The organism is Priestia sp. D3YE.R1, from assembly GCF_049199565.1.
Lineage (GTDB): Bacteria > Bacillota > Bacilli > Bacillales > Bacillaceae_H > Priestia > Priestia aryabhattai.
Genome location: NZ_JBLTHW010000004.1, coordinates 56,177 through 75,196, shown reverse-complemented (window position 1 = coordinate 75,196; position 19,020 = coordinate 56,177). Strand labels below are relative to the sequence as shown.

Here is a 19,020-nt window from a genome sequence, read left to right as displayed (position 1 = left end):
CCATTCAACGAATTGAATGGTACGTACTAGTAAAAACATATCTCTTGCTAATTAAATTTATACATTGCATTCATTTTACAGAAAAAAGTTTTTGAGTTCAAGCATTATTCAAAAAATGATTGAATTGCTACCACTTTCTTCATAAAAAAAACAGGCACAAAGGCCTGTCTCTCTTAAAGTGATTTATACATTTCAAACTTGCTTGTTAAAGCTTCAACGCGTGTTTTAGCTTCAGCTAGTTTTTCTTCATCTTCAATATTTTTAAGCGTTAATCCAATGATAGAAGCAATTTCATCCATCTCTTCTAAGCCAAATCCGCGAGTTGTAACCGCAGCTGTACCAATACGGATACCGCTTGTTACAAATGGGCTTTGCTCATCATAAGGAATTGTATTTTTGTTTGTTGTAATACCTACATCATCAAGCGCTTTTTCAGCTACTTTACCTGTCAAATTCATTGAGCTTACGTCGATTAACACAAGGTGATTGTCTGTTCCTTCAGATACAAGAGCAAATCCTTCTTTCTTTAATCCTTCTGCTAAACGATTAGCATTGTCGATGATATTTTGAGCATAGTGCTTAAACTCATCTTGTAATGCTTCACCAAATGCTACTGCTTTTGCAGCGATAACGTGCATCAATGGACCACCTTGAATACCAGGGAAGATTGACTTATCAATCTTTTTCGCAAATTCTTCTTTACATAAAATCATACCGCCGCGTGGTCCGCGTAGTGTTTTATGTGTTGTAGTTGTAACGAAATGAGCATGTGGCACAGGATTTTGATGAAGCCCTGCAGCTACTAGACCAGCAATGTGAGCCATGTCTACCATTAAATAAGCGCCTACTTCATCAGCGATTTCACGGAAACGCTTGAAGTCAATTGCGCGTGGATATGCGCTTGCACCAGCCACAATTAATTTTGGTTTGTGCGTACGAGCTTTTTCTAATACGTCGTCGTAATTAATACGATGTGTTTCACGATCTACACCATATTCGATGAAATTGTACTGAACACCACTAAAGTTAACAGGACTTCCGTGCGTTAAGTGACCGCCGTGCGATAAATTCATACCTAGTACTGTGTCTCCAGCTTCTAAAACAGTGAAGTATACAGCCATGTTTGCTTGTGCACCTGAGTGAGGTTGAACGTTCACATGCTCTGCTCCGAAAATTTCTTTTGCACGATCACGAGCTAAGTCTTCTACTACGTCCACGTGTTCACAACCGCCGTAGTAACGTTTAGCTGGATAGCCTTCAGCATATTTATTTGTTAAAACTGAACCTTGTGCTTCCATTACCGCTGTTGTTACAAAGTTTTCTGAAGCAATTAGCTCAATCTTAGTACGTTGTCTTTGTAATTCATCCTTGATCGCATTATAAACTGCTGGATCTTGTTGCATTAGTTGTTTCTCCATCAAAATCCTCTCCTCATTTCGTATTCGCAATGTTCGTTATTTGTTAATTCAACTACATTGTAACATGATTTATTTAGAATAAAAAAGAAAAAATGTGTATTATTTTAATATATTTAATTACGAAAGTTCGTAAAACGCTCTCATTCCACCAATTAGTTTCGGACGCGTCTTTGCTAAAGTAACATGAGCGTGTCCAACTGCGTTCAACGTACAACGAACGGGTACTGCGACATGCTTTAAATGCATACCAATGAATGTATCTCCCATATCAATCCCAGCATCAGCTTTAATAAACTCTACTAAAACAGGATCTTTAAGCTTGCCATAGGCCTGTGTAGCCATCGCTCCACCTGCTTTATGAATAGGAACAACACTAACGATTTCTAACCGCTCTTTACGAGCTAATTCTCTTTCTACTACCAGTGCTCGATTAAGATGTTCACAGCATTGAAATGCTAAGTGGACACCCGTTTCCTTTCGAAAATCTGCTAGTGTATCAAAGATCATTTCTGCGACTTCCATTGCGCCGGCGGTTCCTATTTTTTCACCAATTACCTCGCTTGTACTGCATCCAATGACAAGTGTATGTTCTGAAGATAACTGCACTTGTGCTGAAAAATCAGATAAAACTGTTTCCAACTGCTCTTTCCATTTCGTAAGTTCAGACACGTTTTTCTTCCTTTCTTTCATTGAATACGTTCACATTATACCGTTACTGTTGCATCGTTTTGCTGCTCATACTGTTTAATTTTATTGACGCGATTTTCATGTCGTCCGCCTTCAAATTCTGTCATTAACCAAATTTTCGCAATTTCACGTGCAAGTCCCGGCCCAATGACGCGTTCGCCCATTGCTAAAATGTTGCTATCATTGTGTTCTCTTGTGGCTTTTGCACTGAACGTATCATGCACGAGAGCGCAGCGAATTCCCTTTACTTTATTAGCTGCTATGCTCATACCGATGCCTGTTCCACAAATAAGAATGCCACGACTTACTTCTTGGCTCGCCACTTTTTGAGCAACAGGAAGTGCATAATCCGGATAGTCTACAGACGCTGAGCATTCACACCCTAAATCCACATATTCAATATTTAATTCTTTCATTAAAGAGATAATTTCCTGTCGTAAATTTATACCACCGTGGTCAGATGCAATAGCTACTTTCATCTTTGTTTCCTCCTCATACATACCTTCGTCTTCTATTAAATTTTTGTTCATTTTAAGTCTGCAAAAATTTATGGGACCTTTTATAATTTGTCGACTATTTTGTTAATCATACGCTCTAACTCTTCTAAAGTCTGTTCGTAAGTCTGTAATGATCCGCCAAAGGGATCAGATACTTCACCTTGTTCGTCGGCAAATTCTTTTAGCGTAAATAATTTATCACTTACGTATGGAGCCTGGTTCAAAATCAGCATTTTATGCTGCTCCGTCATCGTAAAAATATAAGTAGCCCACATCAATTGTTCTTCCGTTAATGCTGCCGAAGCATGAGAACAAGCTATGCCTTTCTGTTGAAGGGCAACTTGTGCATGGACAGAAGCTTCACTTCCATTTGAAGCAAATACGCCTGCAGACTTCACGTTTATTCCATCTATTTTTTTAGCTTTCAGCAACGCTTCTGCCATAGGGCTGCGGCACGTGTTTCCTGTACATACAAATAAGATGTTTTTCAAGATACATCCTCCCTTGCTTTCACTATGTGCGACTATGTTGATATTCCACCCTATTGTATCTCTATTGCTTGCATAAATCCAGTTAGCTTTTTTGGGTATTTTTTATCCATATTCTCTTTATTTATCTCGAAAAAACACCTTCACTTTCCTTCTTTTATCACTGTAATCTAAAAGAAGCAAAAAAAGACCATAACCTGCATGGTCATGATCCTTTACCTATTTATATAGTTAAAAAGGTAATAACAATTTGATTCCAAAAGCTAATAAAATGCTCCCTCCCAGTGCCTCACTATATGAACCAAGCCAGCCTTGTACTCTTCTGCCTAGCAGCAGTCCTAACCAAGTTAATAGCATACTCACTACGCCAAAAACAATAATGGTCAAAAACGTTCTTGCTCCAAAAATACCTAAGCTAAGTCCAACAGAAAAACTATCTAGACTCACGCTGAGCGCAAAAAATAACAGTCCAAAGCCAACTGGTTTAATAAACGGCGTATCGTCATGCTTAAAGGAGGAATAAATCATCTGTGCCCCAAGAATCAGCAATAAAATTCCACCGCCATAGGTAGCAAACATCCCAAGTTTATCAGACAAAAGTCGTCCAATAAACATGCCTAACAGCGGCATCCAAATATGAAATATACCGATAACAACACCAATGTAGAAAATTTGGCGAAAGCGTAAACGAATTAATCCCATTCCCAAACCAACTGAGAAAGCATCCATTCCTAAGGCAAACGCCATAATGACTAACGTAATCATTTCACTAATTAACTGAGATACATTCATCTTTACCCTCCTCGGACGTGCTCCTATTTCAAAATATGCACATTCGAAAAGGTTTAGAAGATGAATTTTATTGCTTAATCACGTGATGCCCTGCAGCTTTCATTAATCGATTCATAACGGCATGACCGACTCCTTCTTCAGAAAAACTTTCACTAACGATAATATCTACATCGCACTCATTAAATGAACGAAGAGACTCATATAAGTGGGTAGCAACCGTCTCTAAATTCGAGCGAGATCCACATGTAATGACGGCATCCGCTTTATACACATTTTCATGTTCAGATGTCGTTAATACCCCTACTCGCTTACCCTGATCTTTATAGTGATCAATAATAGATTGAAAAAAATCTGAACTGCCGTCAACAATGACAAGCGGTGCATCAGGTGCGTAATGCGTATATTTCATACCTGGAGATTTTGGCGCTTCTTTATCACTTATTAACGCTCGATCTACTTTTACGGGACCAATTACATTTTCCAACTCTTTCTGAGTAATGCCGCCTGGACGTAAAATAATAGGAATCTCTTCAGTACAATCAAGGACAGTTGACTCTACTCCTACCCCTGTCGCTCCTCCGTCTAAAACTCCGCTAATACGCCCTTCTAAATCATTCATCACATGGCGAGCTAAAGTGGGGCTTGGCTTGCCGGAGAGGTTTGCACTAGGAGCTGCGATAGGCAAAGCAACTTTTTTCAATAATGCAAGAGCTACCGGATGTGATGGCATTCTCACTGCAATGCTGTTTAAACCAGCCGTAACCTTATCTGAAACTTGATCTTTTTTAGGTAATATCACTGTAAGAGGACCTGGCCAAAAAGCATCAATCACTTTCTCTGCTTTTGAAGGAATTGACTCTACAAATGTATGCAGCTGCTCTTTATCGCCAATATGAACAATAAGAGGATTATCACTAGGACGTCCTTTCGCTGCAAAAATTTTATCCACAGCTTTATCCGATGTTGCATCTCCTCCTAATCCATACACCGTCTCTGTAGGAAAAGCAACTACTTCGTGATTGCGCAGCAAATCTGCTGCTTCTTCTATCTGTGGATAGATATCTTTTTCATTCGTAAAATTATCCACAACCCATAACTTAGTTTCCATCTTCCTCAACTCCTTTTTCTTTCTATATCTAGGTTTTTTTTACTTTAAAAGTACAATATGTATTAAAAACAGTAAAATACATGCATTCATTATATCAGCAAACAAGCTTTATCCACAAAATGTGGATAAAGCTTAGGTTTTTGTGAATAACATTGTGGATACCCCATTAAAATGATTTATCCACATTTTCTTTTAACTAGCTGCATAAAACATCACGTAGACATCCTTAGGATTTGGTAACTGTTTTAAATAAGAATGTTCTTTTAACAAATCAGGTAGAGCACTATAAGATGTTTGCTGAAAATTCATCATTTGAAAAAAATGCAGAGAGGATGCCTTATTTGTTAGTAAATATAGTTGCTTCACACCATGCTTTTGAGCCAGCTGAACGATACTTTTAAATAGCAGCAGAATATCAGATTGCATCAAAGAAGGTGACACGACAAGGGAGCGAAGAATTCCATCCATACCTTCTTTTTCAAACCCAACTGTTGCTAACAGCTCGCCTTCTTCACTTTCCATGATGACAAATTGATGAATATGCTCTTCTACACCTGCTGTGCTAATGCCCGCTTTTTGTAAAAACTTCTGAATTCGAATATAATCATTTTCACTGGCAATTTTTAATTGTTCTCTCATTTTAATCACCTCAACTTGTTTTCTAGTAACAAATCTATGAGATGGTTAAAAAAAGTAGAACTGAATTTTATTTTTAATGATTCTATTAATTAAATACTGAAGATACCCATTCTACTACAAAAAACTTAACTTCTACAGAATCTTCTTTTGATTTAGAACCAGCTTTTTTCTTAGATGAAACAGACTTTTCAGCTTCCTTACTTTCCTTTTTTTCAGCCTTAGCGCTTGTTTCTTCTTTTATTGTGTCGCTTGTATCTTTTGCAGCTGCTTCTTTAGAAGATGCTGTTGGTTGAGAAGGTTCCTCAGCTTTCTGCTCAATAGAATCCGATGTAATAGTTGCAGATTGAATTTCTGTTTTCACGGCGGGTTCTTTACTTTCAGCCGATGCATCATCTGTTTTGTCTGCGGATTTTGATTCAGAAGCTGCTGGTTTTTCTTTTTCTGCCTTTGGTTCTTCAGATGGCTCTGGCGCTTTTACCGCTTCACCGTTTGAAAAATCTAAGAAGCATAAAGGAGGAAATAGTACACACCACCAGTTTGCTCCTTCTCCTTTGCCAAGAGTAATAAGTACGGCTTCATACTCACCTGCTGGATATAAAAACTGACCGTATAACTTAGTAGGAAACTCTACTTTTCCGAATTTAACGTGAACAGATTCATTTACGCCTTCTTCTTTTAGCACTTCTTTCGCAATTGTCTCAAGCGTCGGCAAATTTTCTTTAATGGTTTTTCGAGCTACAGTTACAGATGTTAAATCTTTTACCCATTCTGTAATTTGTTCGTTCACACGATCACGAATCAGACGTTTTACGTACTGATCTTTTTCACCGTCGCTGTTCGCTAAAATACGCAGTCGAATTGCCTCGTCTGGAATAACTGCAGGCTGATCTGCCTGCACTTGGTTATGTGTATATATAAGTTGAGCATTTGCTCCAATAATTAATAAAATAAAATAAATGATAGCATATTTCTTCATTTCGGCCACCGCCCTTTCATAGGAACAGTATGGCCGAAAGCAAGATATCTTAAACTAGTAATTTAGTAAAAAAATACATCATTTTCAAAAATCAAAGGGAAAATCATTCCCTCTGATTTTTTTAGTTCTCACGAAGTTGTGCAAAAACCATTCGATCTTTTCCGTTAATATCATATACACATTCTACAAAAGCCGTCGGAAACGTTTTCTGCAGCATCTTAGCTACATCTTTTGTCTGTCCAGCCCCGACTTCAAATCCAATAATACTATTTGACTTCGTCACATATGGCAACTCTTCCATGAAACGTCGATAAAAATCCAGGCCATCTTTTCCACCAAAAAGAGCTCGGTTTGGCTCATGATCTTTTACCACTGTGGATAATTCATCATCTGCTGGAATATAAGGCGGATTAGACACAATTACATCAAATTTCTGATTCGATGATAGAAATGGTTGTAATAGATCTCCCTGTATAAACGTGACAGCAGCGTCCAGGTTTTGGGCATTTTGCTTGGCTACATTTAGAGATTCTATAGCTATATCTGTTGCTGTAACATTGACGCTGTCAAGCTCCAACGCTAAAGTGATAGCAATTGCTCCACTTCCCGTTCCGATATCGACAAGCTCAATAGGCTGGTGTTGAAATTCTTTTTTTATTCGAGAAATCATTCCGTATACGAGCTCTTCTGTTTCGGGTCTTGGAATTAATACATGTTCGTTTACAATAAATGAACGTCCGTAAAATTCTTCCGTCCCGATGAGATATTGTACAGGCACCCCTGCTTTATGAGCATGAACATCTTGTTCAAATCTTTTTAGCGTTTCTTCTTCTATTTCTTCCTGCAGAGCACCTAGCAAATGAGTTCTCGTCATCTGTAAGTGATGGCGAAGCAAGAGTTCTCCCGCGTTTTCATCTCGCTTTGCCTCTTTCAAAAAAGAAGAAGCCCACTTAAGGGCTTCAAATACTTTCATTAGTTCGAATCTTCCATTCGGCGCGCTTGGTCTTCCATTACTAATGCATCGATGATTTCATCAAGCTTGCCTTCTAAGATTTGATCTAGCTTTTGAATCGTCAGACCAATACGGTGGTCCGTTACGCGATTTTGCGGGAAGTTATACGTACGGATACGCTCAGAGCGATCTCCTGATCCAACTGCTTGTTTGCGCGTTGCATCGTACTCTGCTTGTGCTTCTCGCTGGAATTTGTCGTACACGCGAGCACGCAATACTTTCATTGCTTTTTCTTTATTTTTAATTTGAGACTTTTCATCTTGACATGATACCACTGTATTCGTTGGTAAATGTGTTAAACGAACTGCCGACATCGTCGTATTAACACTTTGGCCACCAGGTCCACTTGAAGCAAATGTATCTACACGGATGTCTTTTTCATGAATGTCCACTTCAACTTCTTCCGCTTCAGGAAGACATGCTACCGTTGCTGTAGATGTATGAATACGACCGCCTGATTCTGTTTCAGGAACGCGTTGAACACGGTGTGCACCGTTTTCAAATTTCATCTTTGAGTACGCACCTTTACCATTAATCATAAAGATAATTTCTTTATAACCGCCTACTCCAGTAGTCGTTGCTTCCATTACTTCTGTTTTCCAGCCTTGTGATTCAGCAAAGCGCGAATACATGCGGTACAAATTAGCTGCAAATAATGCTGCTTCATCTCCACCAGCCGCTCCGCGAACCTCCATGATTACGTTTTTATCATCGTTTGGATCTTTTGGAATTAATAAAATACGTAGCTTTTCAACTAGCTCTTCTTGCTGCGTTTCTAACTCGGCAATTTCTTCTTTTACCATGTCGCGCATATCTGCATCAAGCTTATCTTCAAGCATCGTTTTCGCTTCTGATAACTGCTCTTTTACATCTTTGTATTCCTGATAAGCCGCTACCGTTTGTTGTATATCTGATTGTTCCTTCGAATATTCTCTCAACTTAGAGGGGTTGTTTACGATCTCAGGGTCACTCAGAAGTTCGTTTAACTTCTCATAGCGCGCCTCTACCGCTTCTAAACGATCAAACACGTCATTCACCTCATTCTTTATCCATAACATTGTAATTATAGTATAGCTTTAAAATAGAGTCAAAACCTTGTTAATACACGTATATGAACAAAAAAACAGAACTGCGCGTTCTGTTTTTATCATCATAAAATTCTTGCTTTATTTTTCGACCATTTCGCTTGAGTCCACAGACACAGCTTGTCCTTTTGACTTTTGCACAACGTGGCAATGACGGCATCTTGGTTCGTACGATTCAGACGCACCGACTAAAATAATAGGGTCGTCATAAGAAGCAGGCTCACCGTTAATCAAACGCTGCGTACGGCTCGCAGGAGAGCCACATGAAGCGCACACGGCCTGTAGCTTTGTTACCGATTCTGCAATAGCCATTAACTGCGGCATTTGTCCAAAAGGTTCACCTTTGAAGTCTTGGTCTAACCCTGCTACAATCACACGAAAGCCTTGATCTGCTAAAGATTGAACAATTTCTAAAATATCTGTGTCAAAAAACTGTACTTCGTCTATCGCTACTACGTCTGTCTCTTCATTTACTCGCTTTAAAATATCGCGCGATGCCGAGATTGAATAAGCCATAACAGATGTACCATTATGTGAAACGACAGCTTCTTCACTATATCGATTATCAATTGCAGGCTTGAATACTTGTGCTTTTTGTTTAGCAAACTGCGTACGGCGCACACGTCGAATCAACTCTTCTGATTTCCCTGAAAACATACTGCCACAAATTACTTCTATCCAACCGCTTTGTTTCATTACGTACACCACTGCGGGACTCTCCCTTCTTCTCGTTCCGTTTCTGAGCGAACCGCTACTAACTTAATCTACGTCTTCTATGTAGATCTTATTCCTATGATAAAGTACCCACTTTTTTATCAAGCAGATACTATTTTCTACTTTTATAAGCAAAAAAACAGGCAAGAAGTTAAGCTACTTGCCTGTTTGTTTCGACAATGTGATTATTTAAGACCGTATTTTTTGTTGAAGCGATCAACACGGCCACCAGCTTCAGCGAATTTTTGACGACCAGTGTAGAATGGGTGACATTCAGAACAAGTCTCAACGCGGATCTCTTCTTTTACAGAACCACTTTCAAATTCGTTTCCGCAAGTACATTTAACCATAACTGTTTTATAGTTTGGATGAATTCCTGTTTTCATTCGTTTCATCTCCTTCCGCCCTGAATCATTCTGAAACAGAGTTTATTGATAAAGATAGTGATGAAATAATAACTATTTCACTGTGTACTTTATCAACACACATGATGAAATTATAACAAGGGTTGTATGCTTTTGCAACCACATGTTTTATAACTTATCGTTTATTTGCTAGAAGCGTTTTTTTCTCTTCCGTTAACATCGAGAAGAACTCTTCATTTGTCTTTGTTTGACGTAAACGTTTTAAGAATTTTTCTGCAAAATCAGGAGCATCTGCCATTGATTTACGAATTGCCCATAAGTGGTCTAGATGCTCTTTTGGAATTAACAGCTCTTCTTTACGCGTGCCTGAACGACGAATGTCAATCGCAGGGAAGATACGTTTTTCAGCTAGTGAACGATCTAGATGCAGTTCCATGTTACCCGTACCTTTAAATTCTTCATAAATAACATCATCCATACGAGAGCCTGTATCAATTAAGGCTGTTGCTAGAATGGTTAAGCTGCCTCCATCTTCAATGTTACGCGCAGCTCCAAAGAATCGTTTTGGACGATGAAAAGCAGCTGGATCAATCCCCCCTGATAGTGTACGACCGCTCGGTGGAATAACTAAGTTATAAGCACGAGCAAGTCTTGTAATGCTATCCATTAAAATGACAACATCTTTTTTATGTTCGACAAGTCTCATTGCACGTTCAAGGACAAGTTCCGCTACTTTAATGTGGTTTTCTGGCACTTCGTCAAATGTAGAACTTACAACATCACCGTCAACCGAACGCTCAATGTCCGTTACTTCCTCAGGACGCTCATCAATAAGAAGAACAATCAATTCGGCATCAGGATGATTCGTTGTGATGCTATTGGCAATTTCTTTTAACAGCATCGTTTTACCTGCTTTTGGCGGCGCAACAATTAGTCCCCTTTGACCAAATCCAATTGGTGAAATCAAGTCAATAATACGCGTCGAGAAACTTCTTGGCTGAGTTTCCAGCAGCATTTGCTCATTTGGATAAATCGGCGTTAGCGCTGGAAAATGCACGCGATCTTTTGACGTTTCTGGATCTTCTCCGTTTACTGCTTCTACATGTAATAATCCGTAGTAGCGCTCATTTTCTTTTGGAGGACGAACTTTCCCCGATACCTTGTCTCCATTACGCAGATCGAAGCGACGAATTTGTGAAGCTGAGATATAAATATCTTCTGAACTCGGTGAATAGTTAATTGGTCGTAAGAAACCGAATCCTTCTGACTGAATAATTTCAAGAACGCCTTCCATAAATAAAAGCCCATCTTGTTCAGCTTGAGCCTTTAAAATAGCAAAGACAAGTTCTTTTTTCGTTAATTTACTATAGTACGAAACTTTATACTCACGAGCATGTTCATATAGCTCTTTTAATTTCATATTTTCTAAACTGGATAATGTTAAGTTCATTAGGACACCACGCTTTATAATGAATAATTTTTAACCGTTCCTCCCATATTAAATTCAAATATAAAATTGAGAGATGATATGGATGGAATAAATCTGTGAAAATGGAGAATATAACCTTTGAAGTATAATAAGTAGAATCAATTGATTAACCATACACTTTTAGAAGAATAATTCCGACATAAAACCATTTATATTATCTTGATAAATTTAACGTAGCAATTTATATTCTAACCTTTTTCTATCTTTTTAATCAATCTTTTTTTACTTTAGAAGATGAATAAAAAAAAGGAAATTTAATAGCTTACGAGAAGCAAGGAAAACCTTTTCATAATTTCACATTAAAGGAAATAAACTGGACGTTAAAATAAGAAGTGAAATTTATCTTTTAGCTTCCCTTTTTATCTATTTACCCTATTCATAAATATATAAGCTACACAGACATAGAAGAACGTTCCTACACCTGTGTAGCTTATTAAACGGCTCATTTCTAGAATTTGCTTTCATGACTGTTGTGCAATTTGTCTCTATGAATTTTGAAATTGTTCAATTTCTTCTTGAGTCATCTCTTCACGCCAAATCATTGCCCCTAAATCCGATAGCTTGTCTACTAAATGGCTGTAACCTCGGTCAATGTGCTCTAAACCCGTTACTTCTGTAATCCCTTTAGCCATTAAGCCAGCGGTTACAAGGGCTGCGCCTGCTCGTAGGTCGGATGCTTTCACACGTGCACCTTGTAAGTGAATAGGACCATTAATAATAGCAGAACGTCCTTCTACCTTAACAGATGCATTCATTCGTCTCAGCTCGTCAATATGCTTAAACCTTGCACCATAAATTGTATCTGTCACAACGCTTGTACCTGATGCTCTTGTTAGAAGCGTCGTAAATGGCTGCTGTAAATCAGTTGGAAAACCTGGATATACTAACGTTTTAATATCTACAGGCTTCAACAGCTGACGAGTCGCTACAAGAATCTGATCTGAGCTTGTTTCGATATGAATACCCATTTCACGCATTTTAGCCGTTAATGACTCTAGGTGCTGAGGGATAACGTTGTCAACAACAACTTCTTTTCCCATACTCGCTCCCATAATCATATACGTCCCTGCTTCAATTCGGTCTGGAATGATGGAATGACGGCATCCTTTTAATTGATCTACTCCATCAATTCGAATAACGTCCGTCCCTGCACCTTTAATGCGGGCACCCATACTTGTCAGTAACGTAGCTACATCGATAATTTCTGGCTCTTTCGCAGCATTCTCGATAACGGTACGCCCTTTTGCTCTCACAGCAGCTAGCATGATATTGATTGTTGCTCCTACGCTCACAACGTCTAAATAAATTCGAGCACCAATCAGTTCATCAGCTCGAATGTAAATAGCTCCTTGCTCATTTGTTACTTTCGCACCAAGAGCTTCAAAGCCTTTAATGTGCTGATCGATTGGTCTTGGACCGAGGTAACAGCCTCCAGGAAGACCAACTACCGCTTTTTTAAAGCGTCCCAACATCGCCCCCATTAAATAATAAGAAGCGCGTAATTTTTTTACTTTTCCGTTCGGTAAAGGCATTGCAACCATTCCGGATGGATCTACTGTTAATTCGTCGTTATCAATGGTTACTTTCCCACCAATTTCTTCAACTAAATCCCCTAATAACTGCACGTCTGAAATATCAGGCAGACCTTCAATTGTAACAGGTGACTCGGCTAAAATTGTTGCTGGAATAAGCGCAACGGCACTATTTTTAGCACCACTGACGCGGACGGATCCACTTAAGGTAAAGCCACCTTGTATTTTTAACTTTTCCATTTATAGCTCCCTTCTAGTGAAAGAAAGTTTCTCACCTAGTAATTGAGGAAAATTTTGGTACAAAGAATACCTAAAAGAATGGTTATTTTTCCTATTACCTACTAGTGTACACGAAAATGAAAAAATCATGTATAGTTTCGACAAGATAAAAGAAAAATATGGCATTCACCTGTCAGGATGGTAAATGCCACACAAATTTATACATGTTTAGACATTTCGTTTTTCCCAATCTGCTAAAAATTGGTCAATTCCTGCATTTGTTAACGGATGTTTGAACAATTGCATTAAAACTTTGTAAGGAATTGTCGCAATATGTGCTCCATTTTTTGCAGCTTCTGTTACGTGCATCGGATGACGGATAGATGCTGCAATAATTTCTGATGGAATGTCGTGAATCGCAAAAATATCTGCGATATCTGAGATTAAATCGAGGCCATTAAAACCAATATCGTCTAACCTTCCTAAGAAAGGCGATACGTAAGTAGCACCTGCTCTTGCTGCCATTAACGCTTGGTTAGCTGAGAAAATAAGCGTAACGTTTGTCTTAATACCTAAACTAGTAAATTCTTTTACTGCTTTTAAGCCATCCGGAGTCATCGGTACCTTGATTGTAATATTCGGCGCAATCGCAGCAAGCTCTTTTCCTTCGCGAATCATGCCTTCTGCATCAAGCGCAATCACTTCTGCACTTACAGATCCTTCAACGAACTCTGTAATTTCACGAAGACGATCTTCAAACGTGATGTTCTCTTTAGCTACTAAACTAGGATTTGTTGTAACCCCCGCTAACAAACCTAATGAATGCGCTTCCTTAATCTCATCTAAATTAGCCGTATCAATAAAAAACTTCATGAATGCCATCCCCCTGTGTTATGTATTCAGAATGATAAGAAAATTATAGTAAAAATAAAACCGCCTTACAATAAAAATAAGACGGTTTTATTTTTCAGACTCAACTAACTGCAAACAGGCCATCCGAAGATTTCAAATTATGCTTTGTTAGAAGAACCGAATTCACGCATTTTACCTTGAACCGTTTCTTTGATTGCTTCGCGAGCAGGTCCTAAGTATTTACGTGGATCATATTGTTCAGGTTGCGCAGCTAATACTTCACGAACAGCTTTAGCTGAAGCAATTTGGTTTTCAGTGTTTACGTTGATTTTAGCAGTACCTAAAGAAACTGATTTTTGGATATCTTTTGTTGGAATACCAGTTCCACCGTGTAGAACTAATGGTAAGCCTGTACGATCTCCGATTTCTTTCATTTCAGCAAAACCTAGGTTTGGTTCACCTTTATATGGTCCGTGAACTGATCCTAATGCTGGAGCTAAGCAATCGATACCTGTACGGTTAACAAGTTCTTCACACTCGTTAGCATCTGCATAGATAACGCCCTCAGCAATAACGTCGTCTTCTTGTCCACCAACAGTTCCTAGTTCTGCTTCTACAGATACTCCGTGGAAGTGAGCTAGTTCAACTACTTTAGAAGTAATTGCAATGTTTTCTTCAAATGGGTGGTGAGAAGCATCGATCATTACAGAAGTGAATCCAGCGTGGATTGCTTTTGCACATGATTCAAAGCTTGAACCGTGGTCTAAGTGAATTGCAACTGGTACTTGAACGTCGTAATCTTCGATTAGAGCTTCAACCATTGCTACAACAGTTTTGAAACCGCCCATGTAGCGTGCTGCACCTTCAGATACACCAAGAATAACTGGAGAGTTTTCTTCTTTTGCTGCTTGAAGAATAGCTTGAGTAAACTCTAAGTTATTTAAGTTAAATTGACCTACTGCATAGCCTTGTTCTTTTGCTGTAATAAGCATTTCTTTCATTGATACTAAAGGCATATCGAAATCCTCCTTAAAATCAACCTTAGATTTAGATGCTAACCAAAAGGCACACTCAAATAGTATGCTCTTGAATTGAGTGTTTCATGTAGAAACAACGCGCATCTTTACATAATAGATTGTCGAATTATGAATACAGTAATTAGGATACCAACTAACAATGAAAACAGCAACATTTTTAGGCTGATATTCAAAATTTGTTAGGATGAAAACCCTACCAAAACCTTAATTCGACTTTACTGGTATATATTCCCTAACAACTTTGCGGATTTCATCAATATCAAACGGTTTTGCAAAGTGAGTTAATGCTCCTAAATCTTTTGCTTCTTGAATCATATCCAATTCACCATAAGCGGTCATAATGATAACTTTAATTGTTTCGTCGTGCTGCTTTAACCTTTTTAAAATTTCGATTCCATCCATTCCTGGAATTTTCATATCTAATAAGACAAGATCCGGTGCTTGCTCTTTTGTAATATCAATCGCCTGGAAGCCGTTCGCCGCTTGAAATGTCGTATAGCCTTCTTTTTGCAGCACTTCCGTTAATAAAATACGTATACCATACTGATCATCAACAATTAAAATTTTCTCTGCCAATATAATCCCACCTTTTATATTCCTCTTATACAGACAAAACTAACATATGTATTTCGCCTTTAAAACAAAAATCCCTGCTAATTAGAGAAATTGTTACAAAACATAGCTTTTTTTGTCGTCCATCTAACTTCATTGCACTTTACTTTCATTGTAGCTCATTTCAAGATAGAATACAGATAGCTTTTTTCGTTATAATGTGTAGATAGCCGGCTTTAGCCGCTTAAATCGAAGGGAGATTCTATGCTTAAAATTTTCACAACTCAACTTTCAGGTTTTTTTAAACGAATTGAAGAACAAGAAGAATTCCAATTTGAAGATGCTGCGCGTATTTTAGCACAGGCCTCTGTCGGAGAAGGATTTATTTATATTTACGGTGTAGAAGAAATGCACGCCATTACGCTTGAAGCACTAAGCAGCGCAGAACCTTTAAGTCAGACAAAAGCTTTGCCTTTACATGAATTGGACCAGCTAACTAGCGTCGATCGCGTACTGCTTGTCTCTAGATTTTCAACAGATCACAAAGCAGTAGAAATAGCTGAACGTTTAAAGAAACGGGATATTCCATTTGTCAGCATTGCTGCTGTCCCTAAAGAAATAGCCGAGCCTTCTTTAACAGCACTCGCAGATGCTCATATTGATACAAAATTGTTAAAGCCGCTTATTCCTGGAGAAGACGGCTCAAGATTTGGTTTTCCAGCAATGATGGTCGCTTTATATGCGTACTACGGTTTAATTTTCACATTAAAAGAAATCGTAGAAGAATATGAATAAAAAACACGCTGTCTAAAGACAGCGTGTTTTTATTTCACTTATTTGTTTTGGCTTGACACCATTGATGCGCGAATAAATTCTTTGAACAATGGTTGCGGTCTTGTTGGACGAGACGTGAATTCTGGGTGGAATTGTGAAGCCAAGAACCATGGGTGGTCTTTAAGCTCTACAATTTCAATTAAACGGCCATCAGGGCTTGTACCAGAGAAGATAAAGCCTTTCTCTTCCATCTGTTGACGGTATTCGTTGTTAAATTCATAACGGTGACGATGACGCTCATACACCACTTCATCTTGATATGCTTCATATGCAAGCGTATCTTCAGACAATTTACATGGATATAATCCTAAGCGTAATGTACCGCCTAAGTCTTCTACGTCTTTTTGTTCTGGTAATAAGTCGATAATTGGATAATTTGTTTCAGGTGCAATTTCTGCTGAATGTGCGCCTTCTAATCCTAATACATTGCGTGCAAACTCAACTGATGCCAGCTGCATACCTAAACAAATACCTAAGAATGGAACTTTTTGCTCACGTGCATATTGTGTTGCCACAATTTTACCTTCGATTCCACGATCACCAAATCCACCTGGAACTAAGATACCATCTACATCACCAAGTAAATCTTGAACATTTTCTTTTGTTACAAATTCAGAGTTTACCCACTTGATATTTACATCTGCATCGAATGCATATCCAGCATGTTTCATTGCTTCTACAACAGAAATATAAGCATCTTGAAGCTCTACATACTTACCAACCAATGCAATTTTTGTTGTGTTTGAAAGTCCTTTTACTTTCTCAACAAGTGCTTTCCACTCAGTCATTTCTGCTTCTTGGCAATCTAATTTCAAGTGATCGCATGTGATTTGATCTAAGTGCTGCTCTTGTAGAGATAGTGGAATTTCATATAATGTTTCAGCATCTGCACACTCAATAACTGCTTTTGGATCAATATCGCAGAATAAAGCTAGCTTGTCTTTCATATCTTCAGAAATTGGCATCTCCGTACGAACAACGATAACATTTGGCTGAATACCTAAGCTGCGTAATTCTTTTACACTATGCTGTGTTGGTTTTGTTTTCATTTCACCAGCAGCTTTTAAATACGGCACAAGTGTACAGTGAATGTACATAACATTGTCACGGCCAATATCGCTTTTGATCTGACGAATAGCTTCTAGGAAAGGAAGTGATTCAATATCTCCTACCGTTCCGCCGATTTCAGTAATAACAACATCTGCGTTTGTTTCTTTGCCTGCACGGAAAACGCGTTCTTTAATTTCATTTGTGATGTGCGGAATAACCTGAACTGTTCCGCCTAAATAATCACCGCGACGCTCTTTTTTCAATACTGTTGAATATACTTTACCTGTTGTTACATTGCTGTAGCGATTTAAGTTGATATCGATAAAACGCTCATAGTGACCTAAGTCTAAGTCTGTTTCCGCGCCGTCATCCGTTACGAATACCTCACCGTGTTGGTATGGACTCATTGTTCCTGGGTCTACGTTAATGTATGGATCAAACTTTTGAATCGTTACGTTCAATCCACGGTTTTTTAATAAACGGCCTAAAGAAGCTGCTGTAATCCCTTTTCCTAGAGATGATACAACACCGCCTGTTACGAAAATATACTTTGTCATCTATACTTCCCCCTCTAAATAATTTGAACTGTACAATATTAAAAGTTTTCACATAAACAATCACAATTCATTCATTGTGCATGCGAAATTATAAGAAACCTTATGAATGTGAAACGTTCAAGAACCAAAAGAAAGTTTCTATCAAGGATTTATAAGAACATATCGGGGTGTAAAACATTGATAAATAAAATAAAAAAATTGCTCCCAATACCAAAACTGGATTGGGAGCAATAGTCTATTTTAAATAAAAACTTTTTAAATGCTTGTTTAAAGAGCCCAAAAAAGATTCTACCTACTTCGCTTGAAAAAGTCAAGAAGGATTATTTTTCTTTTTCGTCCTCATAATCTTCTTCTTCGTCTTCCTCATCATCGTCTAGATCATCTTCTAAATCGTCAAAGTCGTCTTCTGCAAGATCATCTTCATCTTCTTCTAGTTCATCAATATCTTCAAAATCTTCTTCTTCGTCTAGATCATCAACGTCTTCATAATCTAAATCTTCTTCTAGATCATCAAAATCTTCAACTTCTTCAACAACAGCTTTTTTCGCTTTTTTCTTTTTAGGTTTTGCAACCGGAATAACTTCCTCTTCAGCCTGGTCAAAAGGATACCATCCACGAAGACCCCAGTGGTTGTCCCCTACTGTTAAAAAGCGACCATCAATATTAATATCTGTATAAAACTGAGCTAATCTCGTTTTTAATTCTTGATCTGACATTTCCGCTGCTGCTTTAATTTCAGCAATAATTTCTTGGAATGACATTGCTTGACGATCTGTTCTTTCTTCTAGAAGCGCATAAGCAATCTCAATCATCGACATTTCTTTTAAATCCGTTTTTGAGTACTGTGCTAAACTCAAATCTGGCACATCCTTTCTATGGCTATGTATATCGAAAATCTATTAAATCAATTCATCATATGTGTAAATGATGGAAACGAATAAATACATACCATTCATTATAAACAAATTCAATACATTTATGCTAGCCTCGTTTCTAAAATTCTCGAGAATTTCGCATAAAACAACGAAAAAACAGACATTTTATCACTATAATACATTCTACTTAATACGCCAACAGCATCCTTTGATCAAAAGGAATTCACCATCAGTTATTCTGA

The 19,020-nt window shown here is 38.1% G+C and carries 20 protein-coding genes; 1 reads left to right on the top strand and 19 read right to left on the bottom strand.

Annotated features, from left to right (window positions below):
• Positions 1-173: 173 nt before the first annotated feature.
• The 17 genes from glyA to ACOZIR_RS21965 all read right to left on the bottom strand — a co-directional run bounded on the left by glyA (position 174) and on the right by ACOZIR_RS21965 (position 15,489).
• Entirely contained in the window at positions 174-1,418 is a 1,245-nt protein-coding gene (glyA, locus tag ACOZIR_RS22045; RefSeq protein ID WP_013059811.1) for a serine hydroxymethyltransferase, read from the bottom strand.
• A gap of 117 nt (positions 1,419-1,535) precedes the next feature.
• Positions 1,536-2,108, bottom strand: a complete 573-nt coding sequence (locus tag ACOZIR_RS22040; protein ID WP_045293786.1) for a TIGR01440 family protein — start codon at positions 2,106-2,108, stop codon at positions 1,536-1,538.
• Between the two features lie 14 nt (positions 2,109-2,122).
• Positions 2,123-2,584 carry a ribose 5-phosphate isomerase B gene (gene rpiB / locus ACOZIR_RS22035; protein WP_045293787.1) on the bottom strand — a complete coding sequence of 154 codons (462 nt, stop codon included), beginning with the start codon at positions 2,582-2,584 and terminating at the stop codon, positions 2,123-2,125.
• 80 nt (positions 2,585-2,664) lie between these two features.
• Positions 2,665-3,093: a low molecular weight protein arginine phosphatase gene (locus ACOZIR_RS22030; protein ID WP_071269972.1), complete on the bottom strand. Its 429-nt coding sequence runs from the start codon at positions 3,091-3,093 to the stop codon at positions 2,665-2,667.
• Between the two features lie 228 nt (positions 3,094-3,321).
• Positions 3,322-3,882, bottom strand: a complete 561-nt coding sequence (locus ACOZIR_RS22025; RefSeq protein ID WP_028411979.1) for a manganese efflux pump MntP family protein — start codon at positions 3,880-3,882, stop codon at positions 3,322-3,324.
• Positions 3,883-3,949: 67 nt separating this feature from the next.
• Positions 3,950-4,990 (bottom strand): L-threonylcarbamoyladenylate synthase, encoded by a 1,041-nt coding sequence (locus tag ACOZIR_RS22020; protein ID WP_045293789.1) that lies wholly within the window; start codon positions 4,988-4,990, stop codon positions 3,950-3,952.
• Positions 4,991-5,182: 192 nt separating this feature from the next.
• A complete protein-coding gene (locus tag ACOZIR_RS22015) occupies positions 5,183-5,629 on the bottom strand; it encodes a GNAT family N-acetyltransferase (RefSeq protein WP_033580397.1) in 447 nt (148 codons plus the stop codon).
• An 85-nt stretch (positions 5,630-5,714) separates the two neighbouring features.
• A complete protein-coding gene (gene spoIIR / locus ACOZIR_RS22010) occupies positions 5,715-6,605 on the bottom strand; it encodes a stage II sporulation protein R (RefSeq protein ID WP_421535821.1) in 891 nt (296 codons plus the stop codon).
• A gap of 121 nt (positions 6,606-6,726) precedes the next feature.
• A complete protein-coding gene (prmC, locus tag ACOZIR_RS22005; RefSeq protein WP_328120443.1) occupies positions 6,727-7,578 on the bottom strand; it encodes a peptide chain release factor N(5)-glutamine methyltransferase in 852 nt (283 codons plus the stop codon).
• Positions 7,578-8,645 carry a peptide chain release factor 1 gene (gene prfA, locus ACOZIR_RS22000; RefSeq protein WP_013059820.1) on the bottom strand — a complete coding sequence of 356 codons (1,068 nt, stop codon included), beginning with the start codon at positions 8,643-8,645 and terminating at the stop codon, positions 7,578-7,580. The genes prmC and prfA overlap by 1 nt, the downstream gene beginning before the upstream one ends.
• A 138-nt stretch (positions 8,646-8,783) precedes the next feature.
• A complete protein-coding gene (locus ACOZIR_RS21995) occupies positions 8,784-9,398 on the bottom strand; it encodes a thymidine kinase (RefSeq protein WP_153252841.1) in 615 nt (204 codons plus the stop codon).
• A gap of 203 nt (positions 9,399-9,601) precedes the next feature.
• Positions 9,602-9,802 carry a 50S ribosomal protein L31 gene (gene rpmE, locus ACOZIR_RS21990; RefSeq protein WP_013085477.1) on the bottom strand — a complete coding sequence of 67 codons (201 nt, stop codon included), beginning with the start codon at positions 9,800-9,802 and terminating at the stop codon, positions 9,602-9,604.
• A gap of 154 nt (positions 9,803-9,956) precedes the next feature.
• Positions 9,957-11,231, bottom strand: a complete 1,275-nt coding sequence (gene rho, locus ACOZIR_RS21985) for a transcription termination factor Rho (protein WP_013059823.1) — start codon at positions 11,229-11,231, stop codon at positions 9,957-9,959.
• Positions 11,232-11,755: 524 nt separating this feature from the next.
• Positions 11,756-13,042, bottom strand: a complete 1,287-nt coding sequence (locus ACOZIR_RS21980; RefSeq protein ID WP_028411974.1) for a UDP-N-acetylglucosamine 1-carboxyvinyltransferase — start codon at positions 13,040-13,042, stop codon at positions 11,756-11,758.
• Positions 13,043-13,249: 207 nt separating this feature from the next.
• Positions 13,250-13,894 carry a fructose-6-phosphate aldolase gene (fsa, locus tag ACOZIR_RS21975; RefSeq protein ID WP_013059825.1) on the bottom strand — a complete coding sequence of 215 codons (645 nt, stop codon included), beginning with the start codon at positions 13,892-13,894 and terminating at the stop codon, positions 13,250-13,252.
• A gap of 137 nt (positions 13,895-14,031) precedes the next feature.
• The gene (locus ACOZIR_RS21970) at positions 14,032-14,889 is read right to left on the bottom strand and encodes a class II fructose-bisphosphate aldolase (RefSeq protein ID WP_013059826.1); all 858 of its coding nucleotides are present in this window, start codon (positions 14,887-14,889) and stop codon (positions 14,032-14,034) included.
• 225 nt (positions 14,890-15,114) lie between these two features.
• Positions 15,115-15,489 (bottom strand): response regulator, encoded by a 375-nt coding sequence (locus ACOZIR_RS21965; RefSeq protein WP_087944205.1) that lies wholly within the window; start codon positions 15,487-15,489, stop codon positions 15,115-15,117.
• A 237-nt stretch (positions 15,490-15,726) separates the two neighbouring features.
• Between ACOZIR_RS21965 and ACOZIR_RS21960 the strand changes: the two genes are divergently transcribed.
• The gene (locus ACOZIR_RS21960; protein WP_045293793.1) at positions 15,727-16,257 is read left to right on the top strand and encodes a DUF2529 family protein; all 531 of its coding nucleotides are present in this window, start codon (positions 15,727-15,729) and stop codon (positions 16,255-16,257) included.
• A gap of 38 nt (positions 16,258-16,295) precedes the next feature.
• Here ACOZIR_RS21960 and ACOZIR_RS21955 read toward each other — a convergent pair whose 3' ends face one another.
• Positions 16,296-17,903: a CTP synthase gene (locus ACOZIR_RS21955; protein ID WP_045293794.1), complete on the bottom strand. Its 1,608-nt coding sequence runs from the start codon at positions 17,901-17,903 to the stop codon at positions 16,296-16,298.
• A gap of 320 nt (positions 17,904-18,223) precedes the next feature.
• Positions 18,224-18,760: a DNA-directed RNA polymerase subunit delta gene (rpoE, locus tag ACOZIR_RS21950; RefSeq protein ID WP_045293795.1), complete on the bottom strand. Its 537-nt coding sequence runs from the start codon at positions 18,758-18,760 to the stop codon at positions 18,224-18,226.
• Positions 18,761-19,020: the final 260 nt, after the last annotated feature.

Bases quoted from the DNA above. Each gene is read 5' to 3' on its own strand.
- glyA (WP_013059811.1), bottom strand. From the start codon at position 1,418: ATGGAGAAACAACTAATGCAACAAGATCCAGCAGTTTATAATGCGATC.
- ACOZIR_RS22040 (WP_045293786.1), bottom strand. From the start codon at position 2,108: ATGAAAGAAAGGAAGAAAAACGTGTCTGAACTTACGAAATGGAAAGAG.
- rpiB (WP_045293787.1), bottom strand. From the start codon at position 2,584: ATGAAAGTAGCTATTGCATCTGACCACGGTGGTATAAATTTACGACAG.
- ACOZIR_RS22025 (WP_028411979.1), bottom strand. From the start codon at position 3,882: ATGAATGTATCTCAGTTAATTAGTGAAATGATTACGTTAGTCATTATG.
- ACOZIR_RS22020 (WP_045293789.1), bottom strand. From the start codon at position 4,990: ATGGAAACTAAGTTATGGGTTGTGGATAATTTTACGAATGAAAAAGAT.
- ACOZIR_RS22015 (WP_033580397.1), bottom strand. From the start codon at position 5,629: ATGAGAGAACAATTAAAAATTGCCAGTGAAAATGATTATATTCGAATT.
- spoIIR (WP_421535821.1), bottom strand. From the start codon at position 6,605: ATGAAGAAATATGCTATCATTTATTTTATTTTATTAATTATTGGAGCA.
- prmC (WP_328120443.1), bottom strand. From the start codon at position 7,578: ATGAAAGTATTTGAAGCCCTTAAGTGGGCTTCTTCTTTTTTGAAAGAG.
- ACOZIR_RS21995 (WP_153252841.1), bottom strand. From the start codon at position 9,398: ATGAAACAAAGCGGTTGGATAGAAGTAATTTGTGGCAGTATGTTTTCA.
- rpmE (WP_013085477.1), bottom strand. From the start codon at position 9,802: ATGAAAACAGGAATTCATCCAAACTATAAAACAGTTATGGTTAAATGT.
- rho (WP_013059823.1), bottom strand. From the start codon at position 11,231: ATGAACTTAACATTATCCAGTTTAGAAAATATGAAATTAAAAGAGCTA.
- ACOZIR_RS21980 (WP_028411974.1), bottom strand. From the start codon at position 13,042: ATGGAAAAGTTAAAAATACAAGGTGGCTTTACCTTAAGTGGATCCGTC.
- fsa (WP_013059825.1), bottom strand. From the start codon at position 13,894: ATGAAGTTTTTTATTGATACGGCTAATTTAGATGAGATTAAGGAAGCG.
- ACOZIR_RS21970 (WP_013059826.1), bottom strand. From the start codon at position 14,889: ATGCCTTTAGTATCAATGAAAGAAATGCTTATTACAGCAAAAGAACAA.
- ACOZIR_RS21960 (WP_045293793.1), top strand. From the start codon at position 15,727: ATGCTTAAAATTTTCACAACTCAACTTTCAGGTTTTTTTAAACGAATT.
- ACOZIR_RS21955 (WP_045293794.1), bottom strand. From the start codon at position 17,903: ATGACAAAGTATATTTTCGTAACAGGCGGTGTTGTATCATCTCTAGGA.